Source organism: Herbidospora sp. NBRC 101105 (genome assembly GCF_030269205.1).
In the GTDB taxonomy this organism is placed as follows: Bacteria; Actinomycetota; Actinomycetes; order Streptosporangiales; family Streptosporangiaceae; genus Herbidospora; species Herbidospora solisilvae.
In genome coordinates, this window is sequence record NZ_BSSX01000003.1 from 697,893 (window position 1) to 718,611 (window position 20,719).

Annotated in this window: 18 protein-coding genes; 8 read left to right on the forward strand and 10 right to left on the reverse strand. The window is 70.2% G+C overall.

What is annotated here, in order from left to right; genetic code table 11:
- Positions 1 to 31: 31 nt before the first annotated feature.
- The gene (locus QSK34_RS17090) at positions 32 to 721 is read left to right on the forward strand and encodes a hypothetical protein (protein WP_285585279.1); all 690 of its coding nucleotides are present in this window, start codon (positions 32 to 34) and stop codon (positions 719 to 721) included.
- Here QSK34_RS17090 and QSK34_RS17095 read toward each other — a convergent pair.
- Positions 718 to 1,158: a sterol carrier family protein gene (locus tag QSK34_RS17095; RefSeq protein ID WP_285585280.1), complete on the reverse strand. Its 441-nt coding sequence runs from the start codon at positions 1,156 to 1,158 to the stop codon at positions 718 to 720. The genes QSK34_RS17090 and QSK34_RS17095 overlap by 4 nt on opposite strands.
- 144 nt (positions 1,159 to 1,302) lie before the next feature.
- On the opposite strand from QSK34_RS17095, the gene QSK34_RS17100 reads away from it, so the two are divergent.
- A complete protein-coding gene (locus QSK34_RS17100) occupies positions 1,303 to 3,387 on the forward strand; it encodes a PhoX family protein (RefSeq protein WP_285585281.1) in 2,085 nt (694 codons plus the stop codon).
- On the opposite strand, the gene QSK34_RS17105 is transcribed toward QSK34_RS17100, so the two are convergent.
- Positions 3,384 to 4,787: an MFS transporter gene (locus QSK34_RS17105; RefSeq protein WP_285585282.1), complete on the reverse strand. Its 1,404-nt coding sequence runs from the start codon at positions 4,785 to 4,787 to the stop codon at positions 3,384 to 3,386. The genes QSK34_RS17100 and QSK34_RS17105 overlap by 4 nt on opposite strands.
- Before the next feature lie 81 nt (positions 4,788 to 4,868).
- On the opposite strand from QSK34_RS17105, the gene QSK34_RS17110 reads away from it, so the two are divergent.
- The gene (locus tag QSK34_RS17110; RefSeq protein WP_285585283.1) at positions 4,869 to 5,552 is read left to right on the forward strand and encodes a TetR/AcrR family transcriptional regulator; all 684 of its coding nucleotides are present in this window, start codon (positions 4,869 to 4,871) and stop codon (positions 5,550 to 5,552) included.
- On the opposite strand, the gene QSK34_RS17115 is transcribed toward QSK34_RS17110, so the two are convergent.
- The 7 genes from QSK34_RS17115 to purS form a co-directional block, all read right to left on the reverse strand.
- Positions 5,491 to 6,876, reverse strand: coding sequence for an MFS transporter (locus QSK34_RS17115; RefSeq protein WP_285585284.1), 1,386 nt, complete (start codon positions 6,874 to 6,876; stop codon positions 5,491 to 5,493). The genes QSK34_RS17110 and QSK34_RS17115 overlap by 62 nt on opposite strands.
- Positions 6,873 to 7,538 carry a Crp/Fnr family transcriptional regulator gene (locus tag QSK34_RS17120; RefSeq protein ID WP_030455084.1) on the reverse strand — a complete coding sequence of 222 codons (666 nt, stop codon included), beginning with the start codon at positions 7,536 to 7,538 and terminating at the stop codon, positions 6,873 to 6,875. The genes QSK34_RS17115 and QSK34_RS17120 overlap by 4 nt, the downstream gene beginning before the upstream one ends.
- A gap of 16 nt (positions 7,539 to 7,554) precedes the next feature.
- On the reverse strand, positions 7,555 to 9,672 hold the full coding sequence (locus QSK34_RS17125) for an adenylate/guanylate cyclase domain-containing protein (RefSeq protein WP_285585285.1): 2,118 nt from the start codon (positions 9,670 to 9,672) through the stop codon (positions 7,555 to 7,557).
- A gap of 416 nt (positions 9,673 to 10,088) precedes the next feature.
- Positions 10,089 to 12,296 carry a phosphoribosylformylglycinamidine synthase subunit PurL gene (gene purL / locus QSK34_RS17130; RefSeq protein WP_285585307.1) on the reverse strand — a complete coding sequence of 736 codons (2,208 nt, stop codon included), beginning with the start codon at positions 12,294 to 12,296 and terminating at the stop codon, positions 10,089 to 10,091.
- Between the two features lie 44 nt (positions 12,297 to 12,340).
- Positions 12,341 to 13,015: a phosphoribosylformylglycinamidine synthase subunit PurQ gene (purQ, locus tag QSK34_RS17135; RefSeq protein WP_285585286.1), complete on the reverse strand. Its 675-nt coding sequence runs from the start codon at positions 13,013 to 13,015 to the stop codon at positions 12,341 to 12,343.
- Between the two features lie 104 nt (positions 13,016 to 13,119).
- A complete protein-coding gene (locus tag QSK34_RS17140; RefSeq protein ID WP_161481151.1) occupies positions 13,120 to 13,569 on the reverse strand; it encodes an ATP-binding protein in 450 nt (149 codons plus the stop codon).
- 172 nt (positions 13,570 to 13,741) lie between these two features.
- Positions 13,742 to 13,987, reverse strand: a complete 246-nt coding sequence (purS, locus tag QSK34_RS17145; protein WP_030455089.1) for a phosphoribosylformylglycinamidine synthase subunit PurS — start codon at positions 13,985 to 13,987, stop codon at positions 13,742 to 13,744.
- A 262-nt stretch (positions 13,988 to 14,249) separates the two neighbouring features.
- Between purS and pdhA the strand changes: the two genes are divergently transcribed.
- From pdhA to QSK34_RS17170, 5 genes are all read left to right on the forward strand, one after another.
- Positions 14,250 to 15,332, forward strand: coding sequence for a pyruvate dehydrogenase (acetyl-transferring) E1 component subunit alpha (gene pdhA / locus QSK34_RS17150; protein ID WP_161481152.1), 1,083 nt, complete (start codon positions 14,250 to 14,252; stop codon positions 15,330 to 15,332).
- The gene (locus QSK34_RS17155; protein ID WP_285585287.1) at positions 15,329 to 16,303 is read left to right on the forward strand and encodes an alpha-ketoacid dehydrogenase subunit beta; all 975 of its coding nucleotides are present in this window, start codon (positions 15,329 to 15,331) and stop codon (positions 16,301 to 16,303) included. Before pdhA ends, QSK34_RS17155 begins: the two co-directional genes overlap by 4 nt.
- 11 nt (positions 16,304 to 16,314) lie before the next feature.
- Positions 16,315 to 17,619 (forward strand): dihydrolipoamide acetyltransferase family protein, encoded by a 1,305-nt coding sequence (locus tag QSK34_RS17160; RefSeq protein WP_285585288.1) that lies wholly within the window; start codon positions 16,315 to 16,317, stop codon positions 17,617 to 17,619.
- A 196-nt stretch (positions 17,620 to 17,815) separates the two neighbouring features.
- On the forward strand, positions 17,816 to 18,538 hold the full coding sequence (locus QSK34_RS17165; RefSeq protein ID WP_285585289.1) for a hypothetical protein: 723 nt from the start codon (positions 17,816 to 17,818) through the stop codon (positions 18,536 to 18,538).
- A 10-nt stretch (positions 18,539 to 18,548) separates the two neighbouring features.
- Positions 18,549 to 18,845 (forward strand): Dabb family protein, encoded by a 297-nt coding sequence (locus QSK34_RS17170; protein ID WP_161481156.1) that lies wholly within the window; start codon positions 18,549 to 18,551, stop codon positions 18,843 to 18,845.
- Here the strand turns inward: QSK34_RS17170 and QSK34_RS17175 are convergent.
- Positions 18,842 to 20,659 (reverse strand): acyl-CoA dehydrogenase, encoded by a 1,818-nt coding sequence (locus QSK34_RS17175; RefSeq protein WP_285585290.1) that lies wholly within the window; start codon positions 20,657 to 20,659, stop codon positions 18,842 to 18,844. The genes QSK34_RS17170 and QSK34_RS17175 overlap by 4 nt on opposite strands.
- Positions 20,660 to 20,719 lie beyond the last annotated feature (60 nt).

Genomic DNA, 20,719 nt, shown 5'->3' on the forward strand with positions numbered 1-20,719 from the left:
CCCCCGGCCCCGCAGGGGAAGTGAGAGGAACATGACCACTCCTGACGAGCCGAGGGACGACCAGCCCAAGCGGCGCATGCCCTGGGACGTTCCGCCCGAACAGGCCCCGGGCAGGCCGTCGCCGGACGCCGAGGACACCGCGGTCTTCAGTGCCCAGAACCACCCCGGCGGTTCCCTCGGGCCCGACCCGGGCCGACGGGAGGACCGGCCTGAGGATCGACCGGAGAACCAGCCGGGACACCGCGCGGAGATGCCGCCCGAGGGCCCGCCGCCCTATCGGCCGTCGCCGGCTCAGCCGGGCCCCTCCGGGCCGAGCGCCTACCAGCCGACCTCCTACCCGCAGGCGCCCTATCCCGCGGGGCCCTACGGCGAGAAACCGCCGTCCAAGGGCGGGCTGGGCACGGCCGCGCTGGTGCTGGGCATCGTGGCGATCGTGCTGCTGCTGGTCTGCGGCCTCGGGCTGCTGGTGGCGGTGGCCGGCGTGATCGTCGGCATCATCGCGATCGCGAAGCGGTCGAACAAGGGTCGGGCCGTCGTCGGCCTGATCCTGAGCATCCTGACGCTGGTGATAGGCGCGATCATCATCGGCGTGGTGGTCAACTGGGCCAACCAGAACAACATCGCGGAGTGTTTCGACACCCGGCTCCACCCGACGCAGGAGTCGTCGCAGCAGTGCGTCCAGCGGAAGATCAACGCGCCGATCGAGGAGGGCGGCTACTAGACGAGCGGGAGGTAGGGCGACAGGTCGGCCCGGCCGCCGCTCGCCCTGACCCGCCCGTCGGCCACGGCCGCCGGCCAGCCCTCACGGCCGGTGGCCAGCGTGATCCACGTGTGGGGGTCGGTCTCGACGACGTTCGGGGGAGTGCCCCGAGTGTGCCGGGGCCCCTCGACGCACTGGACGGCGGCGAACGGCGGCACCCGCACCTCCACGGTCCGGCCGGGCGCCCTCGCCACGAGCTCGTCGAGCAGGAAGCGCACGGCCGCGCGCAGCGCCTCGCGCTGGGGCGCCGTCTCCCGGCCGTACGCGGACACCACCGCCGCCACCACGGCCGGACCCGCGGCGTGGTCGGGGCCGTCGAACGGCGGCAGGCCGAGATCCGCCAACTGGGCGTCGAGAGCTGCGCGAACGCGGGCGGGGTCCTGGCGGCGGGGCGGCATGTGCCCATTGTGGCGCGTGGGGATCGTTCACCGGCGTGGCGGTCGACGTTCACCTTCACTTCGGTCGCCGACAATACGGTCCGGGCGGGGACCTGCGCCGTCTGGGCCGTTCCCCCGATCCCGCGCGACCCTTTTGGAGGAGCTGTGACGAACCCGTCACCGCGTCGATCCCTGCCGCTGCTGACGCCGGCCCACCCGGGCGGCCGCAGCGCCATGACCTGCAAATACCGCTGTGGCGACGCCTGTTTCCACGACGTGCCCAACACCAGTGAGAACGCCTACTTCGGTGACGTCGTCGCCGACATGTCCCGCCGTGGCGCGCTGCGCGCCGGCGCGCTGGGCGCGCTGGTCCTGTCGGCCGGCGTCGTCGGCGCCGCGACCCCCGCCGCCGCCGACGACAAGTTCACCCTCGACTGGTGGAACAAGGGCGGCAACTGGCACAACGGCGGCGCCCACCCCTACAAGGGCGGCCTGACCTTCACACCGGTCGCGCCGAACACCAACGACCAGGTCACCGTGCCCAACGGCTACGAGTCGGCGGTCGTGGTCCGGTGGGGCGACCCGGTCGTCCCGGGTGCGCCGGCGTTCGACTTCGAGGCCCAGACGCCCGACGCGCAGGCCAGGCAGTTCGGCTACAACTGCGACTTCGTGACGCTGTTCCAGCTCGGCCGCGACCGCGGGCTGCTGTGGGTGAACCACGAGTACACCAACGAAGAGCTGATGTTCCGCGGCTACACCAACGGCGACAACGCCACCCCCGAGCAGATCGCCATCGCGATGAACGCCCACGGCGGTTCGGTGGTCGAGGTCCGGCGGCGCGGCAACACCGGCCGCTGGGAACTCGTCACCGCGGGCCCGCGCCGCTACAACCGCCGCATCACGGCCCACACCGAGATGAGGTTCACCGGCCCGGCCGCCGGTTCCAGCCTGCTGAAGACCGCCGCCGACCCGAGCGGCCGCGTCGTCAAGGGCATGCTGAACAACTGCGCCGGCGGCACCACCCCGTGGGGCACCGTGCTGACCGCCGAGGAGAACTTCAACCAGTACTTCGTGAACGCCGGCAAGGCGCCCGCGGAGGCCCAGGCCGGGCTGACCCGCTATGCCTTCCCCGCCGCGCTCGGCGGCCGCCGCTGGGACCGCGTCGACGAGCGCTTCGACCTGTCGAAGCACCCCAACGAGGCCAACCGCTTCGGCTGGATCGTCGAGATCGACCCGACCGACCCCGACTCGACCCCGATCAAGCGCACCGCGCTCGGCCGGATGGCCCACGAGGCGGCCACCACGACCATCAGCCGGGACGGCCGTCTGGTCGCGTACATGGGTGACGACTCGCGGTTCGAGTACATCTACAAGTTCGTGTCGAAGGACCGCTACGTCCCGGGCAACGACCGCCACAACCGGACGCTGCTCGACAACGGCACCCTCTACGTCGCCCAGTTCACCGGCGACAGCCCGGCCGCCGAGATCGACGGCACCGGCAAGCTGCCCAAGGACAAGGCCTTCGACGGCGTCGGCAAGTGGATCCCGCTGGTCAGCGGCACCAGGTCGTACGTCGCGGGGATGACCGCCGAGCAGGTCCTGGTCTTCACCCGCCTGGCCGCCGACAAGGTCGGCGCGACCAAGATGGACCGCCCGGAGGACATGGAGCGCAACCCGGTCACCGGCACCGTGTTCGTGGCCCTGACCAACAACACCGCGCGCACCTCCGGCCCCGACGAGGCCAACCCGCGCCTCAACAACAAGCACGGCCACATCCTGGAGATCGCCGAGAATCGCGACGACGCCGCGGCGCTGACCTTCGCGTGGACGCTGCCGCTGGTCTGCGGCGACCCCAACGACCCGGGCACCTACTTCGGCGGCTTCGACAAGACCAAGGTCTCGCCGATCTCCTGCCCCGACAACGTGACCTTCGACAAGGACGGCAACCTCTGGATCTCCACGGACGGCAACGCCCTGGGGACCCACGACGGCCTGTTCGCCGTGCCGGTCCGCGGCAAGGACAAGGGTCACGTCCGCCAGTTCCTCACGATGCCCAAGGGCGCCGAGTGCTGCGGCCCGCTGGTCTCGGAGGACCAGCGGTCGGTCTTCGTCGCCGTGCAGCACCCGGGTGAGGGCACCGGCGCCTCGCCGGCCGCCCCGATCTCCCACTTCCCCGACGGCGGGACCTCGCAGCCCCGTCCGTCGGTCGTGGTGGCCTGGCACAAGCACGGCAAGAAGATCGGCAGCTAGACCAGCGCCGGGTCCCGGTCGTCCTCGGTGACCGTCTCGACGGTCCGGTCCTTGCGGAGGGCGTACAGGGCGACCGGGACCCCGGCCGCGACGATCGCCGCGGCGATGAGCAGCGTGAACTGGTAGGCGTCCAGGAACGCGGTCATCGTCGGGGCGGTCTGGCGGGCGTTCAGGACCGCGCCGAGGATGGTGATCCCGAGCAGTCCGAAGACCTCGCGGGAGACGTTGAGCGTGCCGGAGGCGACCCCGGCCCGGTCGGCGGGCACCGCGCCGATGATCACGTCGGTCAGCGGCACCAGCATGCCGCCGCCCGCGCCGAAGACCAGGAACCAGGGCAGCAGGTCGAGATAGGTCGAGCCCGCGCCGGTGCTCGACAGGCCCGCCATCGCGACGACCATCAGGGCGAGCCCGGCGGCGACCGACGGCCCGGTGCCGATGCGCCGCGCCAGTTGCGGCGAGAAGACCGCGACGGCCGCCATGAGCAGCGCCATCGGCACGAAGCCCGCCCCGGCCTCGGTCGGGCTGAAGCCGAGCGCGCTCTGCAGGTAGATCGCGGTGAAGAAGTAGATCCCGAACACGCCGAACGCCCACAGGCCCATCGACAGCAGGCCGCCGCTGAACACGCGTGAGCGGAACAGGCGCAGGTCGATCATGGGCTCACGGCTGCGCCACTCGATCGTCAGGAACGCCGCGAACGCGACGGCGGCCACCGCGAACGAGCCCAGGATGAGCCCGGAGGTCCAGCCCTCGCCTTCGCCCTCGATGAGCGCGAAGGTCAGCGCGAACAGCGCGATCGAGGAGCTGAGCACGCCCGGCACGTCGATGCGGACCCCTCGGGTCCGGGTGCCGGCCGGCAGGGCGACGCCGGCGATCACGGCCACCGCGACGCCGATGGGCAGGTTGATCAGGAAGATCCAGCCCCAGCTGATGTTCTCGCTGAGCACGCCGCCGGTCAGCGGCCCGACGGCCAGCGCCAGCGCGGAGACGGCGCCCCAGATGCCCACGGCCGTGGCGCGTTCGCGCGCGTCGACGAACGTGGCCCTGATCAGCGCCAGCGACGTGGGCGTCACCAGGGCGGCGCCCACGCCCTGCGCGACCCGCGCCGCGATCAGCGTCTCCTGCGACCCGGCCAGCCCGGCGGCCACCGAGGAGGCGGTGAACACGGCCAGGCCGATGAAGAACATGACGCGCAGGCCGAAGACGTCGGCCAGCCGTCCGCCGGCCAGCAGCAGCCCGGCGAAGGCCAGGATGTAGCCGCTCACGATCCATTCGAGCCCGGCGAGCGTCAGCCCCAGGTCCTGCTCGATCGTCGGCAGCGCGACGTTGACCACGTTGTTGTCGAGGTAGGTCATGAACGTCGCCAGCGACACGGCCGCCAGCACCCACCATCTTGATCGCATTCCTCAGGCCCCCTATACGGAGTACTTGTACGGCGTACATGTACAGTGCATAGCTCAGCTTGTACGTCGTATAGTTGTCAAGTGGCACCTGAGAAGCTGAGCCGGGAATCAGTCGTCGAACGGGCCATCGACCTGATCGACGCCGAAGGGCTCGAAGCCGTCACCGTGCGGCGGCTCGCCCAGTTGCTCGGCGTCACGCCGATGGCGCTCTACTGGCATTTCAAGAACAAGGACGAACTGCTCGCGGGCGTGGCCGACCATCTGCTGGCGCAGATCCTCGCCGAGGTCACCGACGAGCCCGCGTGGCACGTCCAGGTCCGGGGCGTGGTCGAGCGGCTGGTCACGCTGCTCGACCGGCACCCGGCGCTGGCGACTCTGCTCCACACGGTCGACAAGCACCGCGTCGACAGCTTCAACGTCGCCACCAACATGGCCCTCGACCTGCTCCGCCGGGGCGGCTTCACCGTCCAGGAGGGCTTCCTGGTCTCGTCCTACCTGCTGTCGGGGGTCATCGGCCTGGTCGGCGGCGCGCCGGTCTGCCCGACGCCGCTCAGCCCCGCCGAGGCGCGCGAATGGCGGCGGCGCAAGCGCCTGGAACTGGAGAACCTGTCGGCCGAGCGGTTCCCCCTGCTGATGGAGTTCGCCAAGACCTGGGAAGACGAGACCGACGTGGCCGCCTACTACAGGTACGGCGTCGACCTGCTCATGGCCGGGGTCGAGACGATGGCCGCGCGAGCGCGGCGCACAGGGCCCCTGCGAGACTGACGCAGAACAGCGCCGCGTACGTCACCCGGAAGCCCTCCATCAGCTGCTCCACCGCCGAAGGCGAGAGCAGCGACAACGTCGCCTGGTAGACCTGCGCCCGGATCTCCGGCGTGACCGCCCCGGTCAGCAGGGTCAGCGTGGTCGCCACGCTGAGCGACGTGCCGATGTTCTGGATCGTCAGCCGGAACCCGTTGACCACCCCGAGGCTGCCCGCCGGGAGCAGATTCATGATCTGGGTGGTGTTCCCGGTCAGGAAGGTGCCGTTCCCGCAGCCGGCCAGGAACAGCCCGGCCGCGATCACCGGATAGGACGCCTCGGTCGACACCGCCAGCACCGCCAGCCCGGACGCCGCGAGCACCGCCCCGCCCACCGACACCGCGTAGGCCCCCAGCCGCCGCGCCAACGCCCCGGCGAGAGGGGAGGCGAGCGCCATGCCCACCGGCACCGGCAGGATCGCCAGCCCGGCCTGGAGCGCGTCGACCCCGCGCGCCGCCTGGAAGTACAGCCCCGCCAGCAGGATCAGCGACGAGCGCGCCAGCGCCGCGCAGAACGAGGCCAGGTTGGAGAACACCAGCAGCGGCGCCCCGAACAGGGCGCCGTTCAGGATGGGGTTGGCGGCCCGGCGCTCCACCACGAACAGGACCGGCGCCAGCGCCGCCGCGACCACCAGGCCGGCGAGCGAGCCCTCGGTCACCGCGTAGAGCGCGGCCGACAGCAGCGCGAAGACGACCAGGTTTCCGGCGGCGTCGATCGGCGCCCGTCGTGCCGGGCTCCCCGGCCGCAGGATGAGGAGCCCGGCGACCAGCGCCAGCAGCCCGGCCGGCACGTTCACCCAGAAGATCCACCGCCACCCGAGCGTGTCGGCGATCAGCCCGCCCAGCGTCGGCCCGGTGAGCTGCGCGACCGACAGGGTGCCGATGTAGACGCCCATGCCCTGGCCGAGCCGGTCGGGCGGGAAGGCGTCGGTGATGATGACCGTCCCGTTGGCGAGGATCATCGCGGCGCCGATGGCCTGCAGCGCCCGCATCGCGATCAGCACGCCCACGTCGGGGGCCAGCCCGGCCAGCGCCGAGGCGGCGGTGAAGAGGGCGAACCCGGTCAGGTAGACCCCGCGCCGCCCCAGCAGGTCGGCCACCCGCCCGAAGAACACCAGGGTCGCCGTGTTCACCAGCATGAACGACAACAGGATCCAGTTCGACGCGAACGGCGACGCGTGGAAGTGGCGGACGACGACGGGTAACGCGACGTTCAGCGTGCTGCCCGACATGCCGATGAGGATCAGCCCGAGACTGGTGACCAGGCAGACCCGCCACGCATACCTCACCGGGCTCTCTTGCGCAGCCCGTCCAGGTCGTAGATGATCACGCGGCGGCGGCCGGTCTCGATCAGGCCTCGGTCGCGCAGGCTTCTGAGGGCCTTGCTGACGGCCTCGCGGGACGCGCCGGTCCAGCCCGCCAGTTCGTCCTGCGAGAGCGGCAGCATGACCCTCACGCCGCCCGGGGTCTGCTCGCCGTAGCGTTCGGCCAGCTCGACCAGGCGGGTGGCGACCCGGCCCGTGGTGTCGAACGCGCCGTATTCGACCCGCTTGCGGTCGGCGTCGCGCAGGCGGCCGGTGATGAGCTGGAGGAGCAGCACGGCGATGCGGCCGTGTTCGCGCAGGAACGAGGCGAAGTCGCGGACCACGATGGCCTCGATGGGCTCCAGCGCGGTGACGGTGCCCGAGCGGGGGCCGCCGTCGACGGCCGACATGTCGCCCAGCAGGGCGCCGGGCCCGCGTACCGCCAGCACGACCTCGGTGCCGCCCGCCGTGTGGGACGACACCTTCACCCGCCCCGAGGTCAGCACGATGACCCAGTCGTTGGTGTCGCCCTCGGTCATGACGGTCTCGCCGCGCTCCCACTGCCGGGGTCGCCCGGCGGCCCGGAGGTCGGCGATCTCCTCGGCGGTGAGGAGGGCCAGGAACTCTCCCGGCTCCGGTGATTTCATGGCGTCCAGTCTTGGGTCAAGCATGGTCGTTCGTAAAATCGATCTCGACGCTGCGCAGGACGTACGCGTGCACGGTGTGCTCCTTGCCCTTGAGCGACAGGTCGCCCAGCGAGACGACGTCGGCCGGGCCGAGCAGGTCGTAGGTCGACTGCCCGATCACGACTGATCCCGGTTCGGCCAGCGCCTGGAGCCGGGCCGCGACGTTGACCGCGTCGCCCATCGCGTTGAAGCCGCGGAACTCGGGGCTGCCGATGTTGCCGACCAGCGCCGGGCCGGTGTTGACGCCCACCCGGAACTTGGGCCACTCGACCTCCGACAGCATTCCGGCCTCCTGCTCGCGCAGCACCTCGGCCGACACCCGGGCCGCCGCCCGCTGCATCTCCAGGCCCGCCTGCGCGGCCCGCCGCGCGTGGTCGGCCTGCGGCGCGGGCGCGTTGAACAGGGCCAGCAGGGCGTCGCCGACGAACTGCACGATCGTGCCGCCGTTGCCGAGGATGCACGGCACCGCCGCGGTGTGGAAGCGGTTCAGCATGTCGACGATCTCGCCGGGGGAGACCTTCTCGGAGAACGTGGTGAACCCGCGCAGGTCGGCGAACAGCGCGGTGACCTCGGTCAGCGAACCGCCGAGCGCGGCCTTGTTGGGGTCGGCGAGCAGGCTCTTGGCGACGTCGGGCGACATGTAGGCGCGGAAGAGGGTCTCCAGTTCGGCGTACAGCCGGGCGTTCTCCAGGCTGATGGACAGCTGGGTGGCCAGCGTGGCGGCCAGGGCGGCGTCGTGGGAGGTATGACCGACCGGCACGGCCAGCGCGCCCGCCAGGTGGCCCTTCACGGTCAGCGGGTGCACCACCGAGCCGGACATCTCGACCGGCGACCCGCTGGTCAGCGCGGCCAACTCCTGGGTCGTCAGGGTGGGCGCGCCGCGCGCGCCGAGCGGGGTCAGCGCGCCGTCGTTCATGACGCTCACCCGCACGTCCCCGTACGCCTCCCTGACCCGCCGCAGCGACTCCGCCAGCAGCTCCGACTCGGGCAGCCCGACCCGGGCCCGGCCGCCGACCTCGACGAGCGCGCCCAGCCGCTCCGACAACTCCCGCTCGTTCGCCAGGGCCGCGCCGGCCTTGTCGAGCACGGCGGCCTGGCCCTCGGTCAGCTTGAACCGCCCGGCCAGCCGCGTCGCGACCGGCACCCCCGACTCGGTCCGGCGGCGCAGATGGGAGACCAGCTCTTCGAGGGCCTCCTCGTACTGGGCCTGGATGCGCCGGGCGGTCGCCGACAGGGTGACCGCGTCGAACAGGCCGCTGCTGGAGCCCTCCCGCCGGAACTGGATGTACGCCGAGTAGGCCACGAAGAAGAACGCCAGCGTCAGCAGCACGTGCCAGAGCCACCAGGAGATCGCCCAGTTGCGGTGCTCGATCCCGGCGACCATCACCTCGGCCAGCAGCGCGTAGGCGGTGATCAGGGAGATCAGCACGGCGGCGGGCCGCTTGCGGTGCAGGCGGAACATCATGACGGCGGCGGCGACGTACAGGAAGACCCCGATCAGCCCCCAGAAACCGAGGCCGACCCCGCCGGGCGGGAGCTTGTCGGTCAGCGGCGTCAGGCCCGGCACCAGCGACGCGACACCCCAGGCGACCAGCAGCACACCCACCGCGATGCGCAGCGGGAGCTGGAGCTTCAGCACCGTCTCACCCTGCCGGTCGTTCAGCGGCAGGCCCGACAGGAAGGCGAACACCGAGGCGATCATGAGGCCGACCGGGTGGGCCAGGTCGAAGCCGACCGTCGCGCCCGGGAGGATGACGGCCGGAGTGGTCAGCGCGTGGAGGGTGAAGAACCCGGCGCTGCTCAGGAAGACCAGCGACACCAGCAGGAGCCGGGCGTCCCTCCGCCGTGCCGAGGCCTGGCTGATCAGCACCCCGAGCACCAGGTTGATCCCGGCGACCACCAGGACCAGCCAGAAATGGCTCGGGTTGTGCTGCCACACGTGGTCGAGGTCGACCGTGTGCGGGTCATTGTCCACGGGGTGGGCCAGCAGCAACCACAGGCCGAGCATCGGCACGATCAGGTGAATGAACCAGACGACCCCACGCACCGGCTGCGTCGCCGGCGGCAGGAAGGGGTCTTGGTCGTTCGAGGTCACGGAGATCCTCCGGAGGTCAGCCTTGGGCTTGAAGTGCGGGTTCCTCCCGAACGGTGCTGATTATTCCGCTGCCTGGGAGCGCGGCCAACGCGAAGAGGCCATACCAGGGATTAATACGCGTTCACCGATGCGAAGACGTGATGTTCCGCTGACATCCAACGGCGCACCTTGCTCGTCTATCTCTCTGTCACCTGGTGTAACAGGCGTTGGGGTCGTGGGGGCCTCGATGCCGTGCACATGACAGAGCCCCTCCGGATCGGCGCCGGAGGGGCTCTTTTTCTGTACGACCTGCTCATGCCAGAGCCGCGCGCTGGATTTCGGCGCCGGAGGGGCTCTTTTTCTGTACGACCTGCTCAAGCTAGAGCCGCGCGCTGGATTTCGGCGCCGGAGGCGCTCTTTTTCTGTACGACTAAAGGTCAGCCGAACACGCCGGGAAGCGTGGCCTCGTGGGACATGCGCAGTTCGGTGACCGTGGCCTCCAGCACGCCCTCGACGACCAGGCTGTCGCCGCCGGTTTCGCCCAGGCCGTAGCAGGGCACGTCGAGGCGGGCGCACAGGTCGGTCAGCGCCTCGAAGTGCTCGGGCTTCAGGCAGACCAGCGCCCGCGCCGTCGACTCGGAGAACAGGTCGACGAACGCGTCGTCGCCCGGCAGGGAGACGGTCGCGCCGACACCGTGGGCCAGGCAGGCTTCGGCGAGGGCGATGCCGAGACCGCCGTCGGACAGGTCGTGGGACCCTTCGAGCAGGCCCTGCTTGGACGCCTCGGTCAGCACGGTCGCCAGGTCGCGCTCGGCCTCCAGGTTCACCCGGGGCGGCAGCCCGCCCAGGTGGTCGTGGGCGACGTGGGCCCACTCCGACCCGCCGAACTCGTCGTAGGTCGCGCCCAGCAGCACCACCCGCAGCCCGGCCGCCGGGAAGCCCGACCGCACGCGCTTTGCGACGTCGTCGATCACGCCCAGCACGCCCACCACGGGAGTCGGGTTGATCGCCGCCGAACCGGTCTGGTTGTAGAACGACACGTTGCCGCCGGTCACCGGCACGCCCAGGGTCTTGCACGCGTCGGCCAGGCCGCGCACGGCCTCGGCGAACTGCCACATGACCTCGGGGTCTTCGGGCGAGCCGAAGTTGAGGCAGTTGGTCACCGCGAGCGGGGTCGCCCCGGTCACGGCCACGTTCCGGTAGGCCTCCGACAGCGCCAGCTGCGCGCCCGCGTAGGGGTCGAGCTTGGCGTAGCGCCCGTTGCCGTCGGTCGCCAGGGCGATGCCCCGGGTGGTCTCCTCGGCGCCCGGCATGACCTCGCTGACCCGCAGCAGCCCGGCGTCGGCCGGCTGGGCGAGCACGGTGTTGCCGCGCACGTAGCGGTCGTACTGGGAGGTCACCCACTCGCGGGACGAGAGGTTCGCCGACGCGACGAGTTGGAGCAGGGTGGTCCGCAGGTCGGACGGGCGCTCCAGCGAGTCGGGGGTGTCGAGGTTCAGGTCGTGCTGGCCCAGCGGCTCGTGGAAGGGCCGCTCGTAGACGGGGCCCTCGTCGGCGGCTGTGCCCGGCGGGATGTCGACGATCACTTCGCCGTCCCACGTCATGACCAGGCGGCCGGTGTCGGTCACCTCGCCGATGACGGTCGCCGGGACGTCCCACTTCGCGCAGATCGCCAGGAACGCGTCGATGTCGCCGGGCGTGACCACGGCCATCATGCGTTCCTGCGACTCGCTCATCAGGATCTCCTCGGGCCGCAGCGTGGGGTCGCGCAGCGGGACGAGGTTGAGGTCGACGGTCATACCGCCGGTGCCCTTGGCCGCGAGCTCGGTGGTCGCGCAGGACACCCCGGCCGCGCCGAGGTCCTGGATGCCGACGACCACGTCGGCCTGGTAGAGCTCCAGGCAGCACTCGATCAGCAGCTTCTCCATGAACGGGTCGCCGACCTGGACGGCCGGCCGCTTGGCCTGCGACTCGTCTTCGAAGGTCGCAGACGCGAGCACCGAGGCGCCGCCGATGCCGTCGGCGCCGGTCCGGGCGCCGAACAGGATGACCTTGTTGCCCGGTCCGGGGGCGGTGGCCAGCTTGATCTGGTCTTTGCGCAGCAGGCCCACGCAGAGCGCGTTGACCAGGGGGTTGCCGATGTAGCAGGGGTCGAAGACGACCTCGCCGCCGATGTTCGGCAGGCCCAGGCAGTTGCCGTAGTGGGAGATGCCCTCGACCACGCCCGGCAGCACCCGGCGGGTGTCACCCTGGTCGAGCCCGCCGAACCGCAGCGAGTCCATCACCGCGACCGGCCGCGCGCCCATCGACATGATGTCGCGGACGATGCCGCCGACCCCGGTGGCCGCGCCCTGGTGGGGCTCCACGTAGGAGGGGTGGTTGTGCGACTCGATCTTGAAGGTGGCCGCCCAGCCGTCGCCGATGTCGACGACGCCGGCGTTCTCGCCCATGCCGACCAGCAGCGCCTCGGACTTGGGGGCCTTGGTGCCGAACTGCCGCAGGTGCACCTTCGACGACTTGTACGAGCAGTGCTCGCTCCACATGACCGAGTAGATGGCCAGCTCGGAGCCGGTCGGGCGGCGGCCGAGGATGGCCACCACCCGGTCGTACTCGTCCTGCTTCATGCCGAGCTCGGCGAACGGCATGCGCTCGTCGGGGGTTTGTCCGGCCCGCTTGACGGTGTCGAGGCTCACGCGTTCACCAGCTTCCGGACGATGGAGGAGAAGAAGCCGCGCCCGTCGACGCCGGGGGCGCCGGTCAGCTCTTCGACGGCGTGCTCGGGGTGGGGCATAAGGCCCACCACGTTGCCGGCCTCGTTGGTGATGCCGGCGATGTCGTTGAGCGAGCCGTTGGGGTTGGAGCCGGCGTAGCGGAAGACGACCCGGCCGGCCGCTTCGAGCTCGGCCAGCGTCTCGGCGTCGGCGACGTAGCGGCCCTCGCCGTGCTTGACCGGGAGGGTGATCTCCTGGCCTTCGGCGAAGTCGGTCGTCCAGGCGGTCGAGGCGTTGTCGACCCTGATGCGCTGGTCGCGGCAGACGTAGTGGAGGCCCGCGTTGCGGACCAGGGCGCCCGGCAGCAGGTGGGCCTCGCAGAGGATCTGGAAGCCGTTGCAGGTGCCCAGCACCGGCAGCCCCGCTTGGGCGGCGGGGATCAGTTCGGTCATCAGGGGCGCGAATCGGGAGATGGCCCCGCACCGGAGGTAGTCGCCGTAGGAGAACCCGCCGGGGAGGAAGACCGCGTCCACCCCCTTGAGGTCGTGGTCGGCGTGCCACAGGGGCACGGCCTCGGCACCGGCCAGCCGCAGCGCCCGCGCCGCGTCCTGGTCGTCGAGTGTTCCGGGAAAGGTGACGACGCCCACCCGCATGGTCCGAAGTCCTCCAATGCGCACGCGAAGCCTCCGGCTCTTGTCCGGCGGTCTCTGGCGGTACGCCTCAGGTTATCGGACCACGTGGGATGGGTTAACGCGGGTCAGACAGCAGCCAGTTCGCGGTCTTTGGCCATGGATAGGGCGATGGCGTCGTGGTCCCAGTCGAGTTCCTTGCAGAGGCGCACGGTGGTGCCGCTGCCAGGAGTGATGTCGAAGGAGATCTCGTCGACCACGGCTTGCATGATGAGAATGCCGCGTCCGTTCTCGACCTCGCCTGAGGGGTAGCGCTGCGGGATCGCGGTGAGCCCGCGACCGCCGTCTACCACACGGAGCTCGCAACGGCCGTCGTCTATGGCCGCTTCGACCTGGTAGCGGGCCGACGGCCCGCCGTGCCGCACCGCGTTGGCGCACGCCTCGGAGGTGGCGAGGAGGATGTCGGACACACAGTCCTCCGTCACGCCGAGCGAACGAAGGGCGTCTCCGATCACGCGACGGACCATCGGGATGCCGATCGCATCCCTTGGCAAAGCGAGCGAGAACTCGATGTCCACGGGGTTCCCTCCCCGGTCGTCGTAGGTACCTAAGCAGAGCTTCCCTGTGAGATGAGGGCTAACCGCAAAATGACGCTCTTGTTATTTAGGTTGACCTGGATGCCGGTTTACGGATGGCAGATGAGGCCCTTGTCACGCTTTGCGTAGCTCGGGCCGACGGGAATGTGCTGTTTTACCCCTCGACGCGGACGACGAAGTCCTCGATCACCGTGTTGGCCAGCAGGGTTTCGGCCATCTTCCTGACCTCGGCGATCGCCGCGTCGTCGGCCGGGCCGTCGAGTTCGACCTCGAAACGCTTGCCCTGACGGACGTCCGAAACGCCCGAGAACCCCAGCCGGGGGAGCGCGCGGGCGATGGCCTGACCCTGCGGGTCGAGGATCTCCGGCTTGAGCATGACATCGACGATCACGCGCGCCACTTGGGGTGCCTCCTGATGTGGGGACGGAGCTCGGGGATGGAGAGTGAGCGCGACAAGCTTATCCACAGGCTGTGGATGGTGTGGCGGCAGGTCGGAGGGGAACCGGAAAGGTGTGGAGCAGGGTGTGGAGGCGGACAGTGATGTCTGCCACTATGTCCGCAAGCGCGGACGTTCCACCACCAAACGGGACGAAAGCGTCTAGACCTGGCCGAAACATGATGGAAACCCCATTCATGTACGGCCCCGAACGCAGGAGTGGCACATGACTGCCCCTACGGCACCCCCGGAACTCGTCCAGCTCCTCACACCCGAAGGTGAGCGGATCGAGCATCCCGACTATGACATCGACCTGACGGCCGAGGAGGTCCGGTCGCTCTACCGCGACCTGGTCCTCGTGCGCCGGGTCGACCTGGAAGCGGTCGCCCTCCAGCGGCAGGGCGAGCTCGGGTTGTGGGCCTCGCTGCTCGGGCAGGAGGCGGCCCAGGTCGGATCGGGCCGCGCGCTGACCGACGCCGACATGGCCTTCCCCACCTACCGCGAACACGGCGTCGCCTGGTGCCGCGGGGTCGACCCGCTCCACCTGCTCGGCCTGTTCCGCGGCGTCAACCACGGCGGGTGGGACCCCTACGAGCACAACTTCCACCTCTACACGATCGTCATCGGCTCGCAGACCCTCCACTCGGTCGGCTACGCCATGGGCATCCAGCGCGACGGCGCCGAGGCCGCCACCATCGTCTACTTCGGCGACGGCGCCACCTCCCAGGGTGACGTGAACGAGGCCTTCATCTGGGCGTCCGTCTTCAACGCGCCGGTCGTGTTCTTCTGCCAGAACAACCAGTGGGCCATCTCCGAGCCGCTGGAGAAGCAGTCGAAGATCCCCCTCTACAAGCGGGCCAGCGGGTTCGGCTTCCCCGGCATCCGGGTCGACGGCAACGACGTCTTCGCCTGCCTGGCGGTCACCCGGGCGGCGCTGCGCAACGCGCGCGAGGGCCAGGGCCCGACGCTGGTCGAGGCCTTCACCTACCGCATGGGCGCCCACACCACCTCCGACGACCCGACCCGCTACCGGGTCGCCGACGAGCTGGAGGCCTGGAAGCTCAAAGACCCGATCGAGCGCGTGAAGGCCTACCTGTTCAAGAACCAGCTCGCCGACCAGGAGTTCTTCGACAAGATCGACGCCGAGGCCGACCTGCTCGGCAAGGACCTGCGGGCCCGCTGCCTCGCCCTCCCCGACCCCCAGCCCGGCGCGATCTTCGACCACGTCTACGCCGAGCCCCACGCCCTCCTCGCCGAGGAGCGCGAGCAGTTCACGACCTACCTGGCCGGTTTCGAGGGGGCCCAGTGACCACTCTGACCTTGGCGAAGGCCCTCAACGAGGGGCTTCGCGCGGCGATGGACGCCGACTCGAAGGTGCTCGTCATGGGCGAGGACGTCGGCAAGCTCGGCGGCGTGTTCCGGGTCACCGACGGCCTGCAGAAGGACTTCGGCGAAGACCGGGTCATCGACACCCCCCTCGCCGAGTCGGGCATCATCGGCACCGCCATCGGCCTCGCGCTCCGGGGCTACCGCCCGGTCTGCGAGATCCAGTTCGACGGCTTCGTCTTCCCGGCCGCCGACCAGATCATCACCCAGCTCGCCAAGATGCCGCTGCGCTCCCTGGGCAAGATCAAACTTCCGGTGGTCGTACGCATCCCCTGCGGCGGCGGCATCGGCGCGGTCGAGCACCACAGCGAGTCTCCCGAGAGCTACTTCACCCACACGGCCGGCCTGCGCGTGGTGGCCTGCTCGAACCCGGTCGACGCCTACACCATGATCCAAGACGCGGTGCGCTGCGACGACCCGGTGGTGTTCTTCGAGCCCAAGCGCCGCTACTGGGACAAGGCCGACGTCGAGTTCGGCGCCCCCGGCCTGCCGCTCGACCGGGCCCGCGTGGCCCGCGAGGGCGACGACGTCACCCTCGTCGCCTACGGCCCCATGGTGAAGACCTGCCTGGAGGCCGCGGCGGCGGCCGAGGAAGACGGGCGGTCGATCGGCGTCATCGACCTGCGTTCCCTCAATCCGCTCGACATGCCCGTCGTCCGCGACGCGGTCAACCGCACCGGCCGGTGCGTGGTCGTCCACGAGGCGCCGGTCTTCAGCGGTCTCGGCGGCGAGATCGCGGCGCGGGTGACCGAGCAGTGCTTCTACCGGCTCGAGGCGCCGGTCCTGCGGGTGGGCGGATTCTCCACGCCCTATCCGCCGTCGCGGCTGGAAGACCACTACCTGCCCGACCTCGACCGCATCCTCGAAGCCGTCGACCGCGTCTTCGGCTACTAGGAGCGCAACGGATGAAACGTGACTTCAAGCTGCCCGACGTGGGCGAAGGCCTGACCGAGGCCGAGATCGTCCGGTGGCACGTCGCCGTCGGCGACACCGTGAAGGTCAACCAGATCGTCGTCGAGATCGAGACCGCCAAAGCGGTCGTCGAGTTGCCCTCTCCCTACGAGGGCGAGGTGGCCGCCATCCTGGCCGCCGAGGGCGAGACGGTCGACGTGGGCCGCGTCATCATCACCGTCGACGACGCGACCGAAGAGGCCCTGACCGAGAGCCTGGTCCCCGAGGAGCCCCAGAAACGCGAACCGGTGCTGGTCGGCTACGGGGTGAAGCAGGGGCCCAGCAAGCGCAGGGCCAGGAAGGGACACACGGGTTCGGGAATCCCGGCCCCGGCCCCGGCTCCGGAGAAGCCCGCGCCGGTGCAGCCTGCTCCGGTTCCCGCGCGGCCTGGCTCCAACGGCTCGGCTCATCGGGTGGCCGTGCTGGCGAAGCCGCCCGTCCGGAAGCTGGCCAAGGACCTGGGTGTCGACCTCGCCGACGTCGCGCCCACCGGGCCCAACGGGTCGATTACCCGCGACGACGTGCTGGCCGCGCAGGTCGCGCCGGTCGTCCCGCTGGTGGTGGAGGAGCAGGAGCTCATCCCGGTACGCGGGGTCCGCAAGGCCACCGCCGCCGCGATGGTGGCCAGCGCCTTCACCGCGCCCCACGTCACCGAGTTCCTCCAGGTCGACGTCACCGAGACGATGAACGCCGTCCGCCGGCTGCGCGAGCAGCCCGACTTCGCCGGCGTCAAGGTGTCGCCGCTGCTGCTGGTGGCCAAGGCGCTGGTGACCGCGATGAAGCGGCACCCCCACGCCAACTCCACCTGGACCGACGAGGCGATCATCCTCAAGAAGTCGGTCAACCTGGGCATCGCGGCGGCCACCGAGCGCGGCCTGATCGTGCCGAACGTCAAAGACGCCCAGGCGCTCTCGCTGGTCGACCTCGCCAGGGCGCTCAACGACCTGACCGACCGGGCCAGGGCCGGGAAGTGCACCCCGGCCGAGATGTCCGGCGGCACCGTCACGATCACCAACGTCGGCGTCTTCGGCATCGACGCCGGCACCCCGATCCTCAACCCGGGCGAGTCGGCGATCCTGGCGTTCGGCCAGATCAGAGACATGCCGTGGGTGGTCGACGGGCAGATCGCGGTGCGCAAGGTCACCACGCTCGCGTTGTCGTTCGACCACCGGGTGATCGACGGCGAACTGGGCTCCTACGTGCTCAGAGACGTCGGCGCGATGCTGGAGGACCCGCTGCGCATGCTGGCCTGGGCGTAGCACAAGAGTCCTGCAAGTCGGCACCAGTGATCCTCAAGTGACTGCTCTTACCGTCGGAGGCGGGTTCCCGTCGGGGGTGTGCCGCACATCCCCGGTGCCCCGGGAGCCCGCTGATCGTCGCGCGGCGAGGCGGCGCCGGGCCCCCTCGGAAAGGGCCTCGCCGCGCGGCACGGTTCGCCGAGAGGAGCAGAAGTCAGTGATCACGGGATCGGGCGCCGACTGTCTCGTCCGGGTCGACGCGGTTCACCTGCCGATCGCGGAAGCCGTCACGATGGTCCGCCAGTTCTCCCACCGTGACCGTGCGGTCCACGACGAGATCGTCGACTACTGCCTGATCAGGGCCGAGATGCTCGCCGACGTCGAACCGCTCACCGAAGACGACCTCCGAGCAGCCGCCGACGAGTTCCGCGACGGCGTGCCCCTGCGCGACCGGGCCGAGACCCTGGCGTGGGTGGCCGAGATGGGCATGTCCGGCGGCCAGTTCGAGGGCTTCATCACCCTGATCGCCCGCCGCCGCCGGTTCCGCCGCCGCAAGGAGGAGGAGCTGGCGCCCGATTACCTGGCCCGCCACCTCGACGACTTCGACCAGGTCAGGGCCATGTGGGTGACCAGCACCCAGCCGGTCAACGGTGAGATCCTGCGTGGCCTGGGCGGCCTGCTCGGCTGCCCGGAGGCCGCCATCGTGGTCGGCACCCGCCGGGCCCACGCGCTGCCGGCCCCGCTGCGGCACGCCCCGCGCGACACTTTGATCGGCCCGGTGCCCTTCGAGAACGGCTATCTGACCGGTCTCGTACTGGAGCGCCGCCCGGCGGTGAACGACGCCGACACCCTGGCCCTGGCCGGGCGGCTGGCCTTCGCCGAGTGGCTCGCGGCCCGCAGGGAGCAGGCCTCCATCGAGTGGCACTGGACGACGTCCTAGGCTGGCGCCCATGTTCCGTCACATTGTGCTGCTGCGCTGGGTCGACGAGGCCACCGAGGACCAGAAGGCCGCCGTCGTCGCCGGGCTGGAGACGCTCCCGGCCAACATTCCAGAGATCAAGAACTACGTCATCGGCACCGATGCCAAGATCAACGAGGGGAACTCCGATCTTGGCATCGTCGCCGACTTCGACTCGGCCGACGACTATGTCGTCTACCGCGACCACCCGGTCCACCTGAAGGTGGTCGCCGACTTCATCAAGCCGATCCTGGCGGGCCGGGCGGCGGTGCAGTTCCCGCTGGGTTAGAAGGCGCTCTCCGGCAGGTCCATCAGCTCCTGCGTGGTCGCCGTGAGCATGCGGCGCTCCGACGCGACGCGGGGCAGCACGTTGCCGGCGAAGAAGGTCGCCGCGGCGACCTTGCCGGCGTAGAAGTCGTCGTCCTGGGACTCCAGTGCCTTGAGGGCGATCTCGGCCTGCCGGAGCAGCAGCCACCCGATGAGCAGGTCGCCGAGGGCCATCAGGAACCGGGTGGTGTTGAGGCCGACCTTGTAGACCTCCTTCGGCGACTCCAGCGACGAGATCGCCCAGCCGGCCATGACGTCGGCCATCGCCCTGACCTCGTCGGCGGCCTCGCCGAGCAGGCCGCGCTCGACCTTGAGGCGGCCGTTGCCGGCCTCGGAGCCGGCGAACCCCTTGATCTGGCCGAGGATCTCGCCCAGCGCGGCGCCCTGGTTGCGCAGGATCTTGCGGAAGAACAGGTCCAGGCCCTGGATCGCCGTGGTGCCCTCGTAGAGGGAGTCGATCTTGGCGTCGCGGATGTACTGCTCGATCGGGTAGTCCTGCAGGAAGCCGGACCCGCCGAGGGTCTGCAGCGACCGGGCCAGCATCTCGTAGGAGCGCTCGGAGCCGACGCCCTTGACCACCGGCAGGAGCAGGTCGTTGATCGCCTCGGCCATCTCGTCGCGGCGGCCCTCGGCCGTGGCGACCTGGATGGAGTCCTGGAAGGTGGCCGTGTAGAGCACCATCGCCCGCATGCCCTCGGCGTAGGCCTTCTGGAGCATCAGCTCGCGGCGGACGTCGGGGTGGGCCGTGATGGGCACGCGCGGGGCGGTCTTGTCGGCCATCTTGGTCAGGTCGGCGCCCTGAAGGCGGTTCTTGGCGTAGTCGAGGGCGTTGAGGTAGCCCGTGGAGAGCGTGGCGATGGCCTTGGTGCCGACCATCATGCGGGCGTTCTCGATCACCGTGAACATCTGGCGGATGCCCTCGTGGACGTCGCCGACCAGGTAGCCGATGGCCGGGTGCTTGTCGCCGAAGGTGAGTTCGCAGGTCGTGGAGACCTTCAGGCCCATCTTCTTCTCGACGTTGGTGACGTAGACGCCGTTGCGCTCCTTGAGCTCGCCGGTCTCCAGGTCGACCAGGAACTTGGGCACCAGGAACAGCGACAGGCCCTTGGTGCCGGGGCCGTGGCCCTCGGGTCGGGCCAGCACGAGGTGGAAGATGTTCTCGGCCATGTCGTGCTCGGCGCTGGTGATGAAGCGCTTGACGCCCTCGATGTGCCAGGTGCCGTCGTCCTGCCGCGTCGCCTTGGTGCGGCCGGCGCCGACGTCGGAGCCCGCGTCGGGCTCGGTGAGGACCATGGTGGAGCCCCAGCGGCGGTCGACGGCGAGCTGGGCGAACCTCTTCTGCTCCTCGGTGCCCAGCTGGTAGAGCACGTGGGCGAACTGCGGCCCGCACGCGAACATCCACACGGCGGGGTTGGCGCCCAGCACCATCTCGGCGACGGCCCAGCTCAGGGAACGCGGACCCGGAGTGCCGCCCAGCTCAGGCTGGAGCTCCAGACGCCACCACTCGGCGTCGACCCAGGCGTTGTACGACTCCACGAAGCTCTTGGGCATCGTCACGGTGCCCGTGGCGGGGTCGAAGACCGGCGGGTTGCGGTCGGCGTCGGTGAACGAGGCGGCCAGCGGCCCCTCGGCCAGCCGCACGACCTCGTCGAGGATCGCGTGGGCGGTCTCCTCGTCGATCTCCGCGAACGGCCCGGTGCCGAAGAGTTCACCCCGGTTGAAGACCTCGAAGAGGTTGAACTCCAGATCGCGGATGTTGCTCTTGTAGTGGCCCATCACCGCTCCTCCGATACGAGTGCTACTGATGAGTAACTCTACCGGAATGCTACCCGTCAG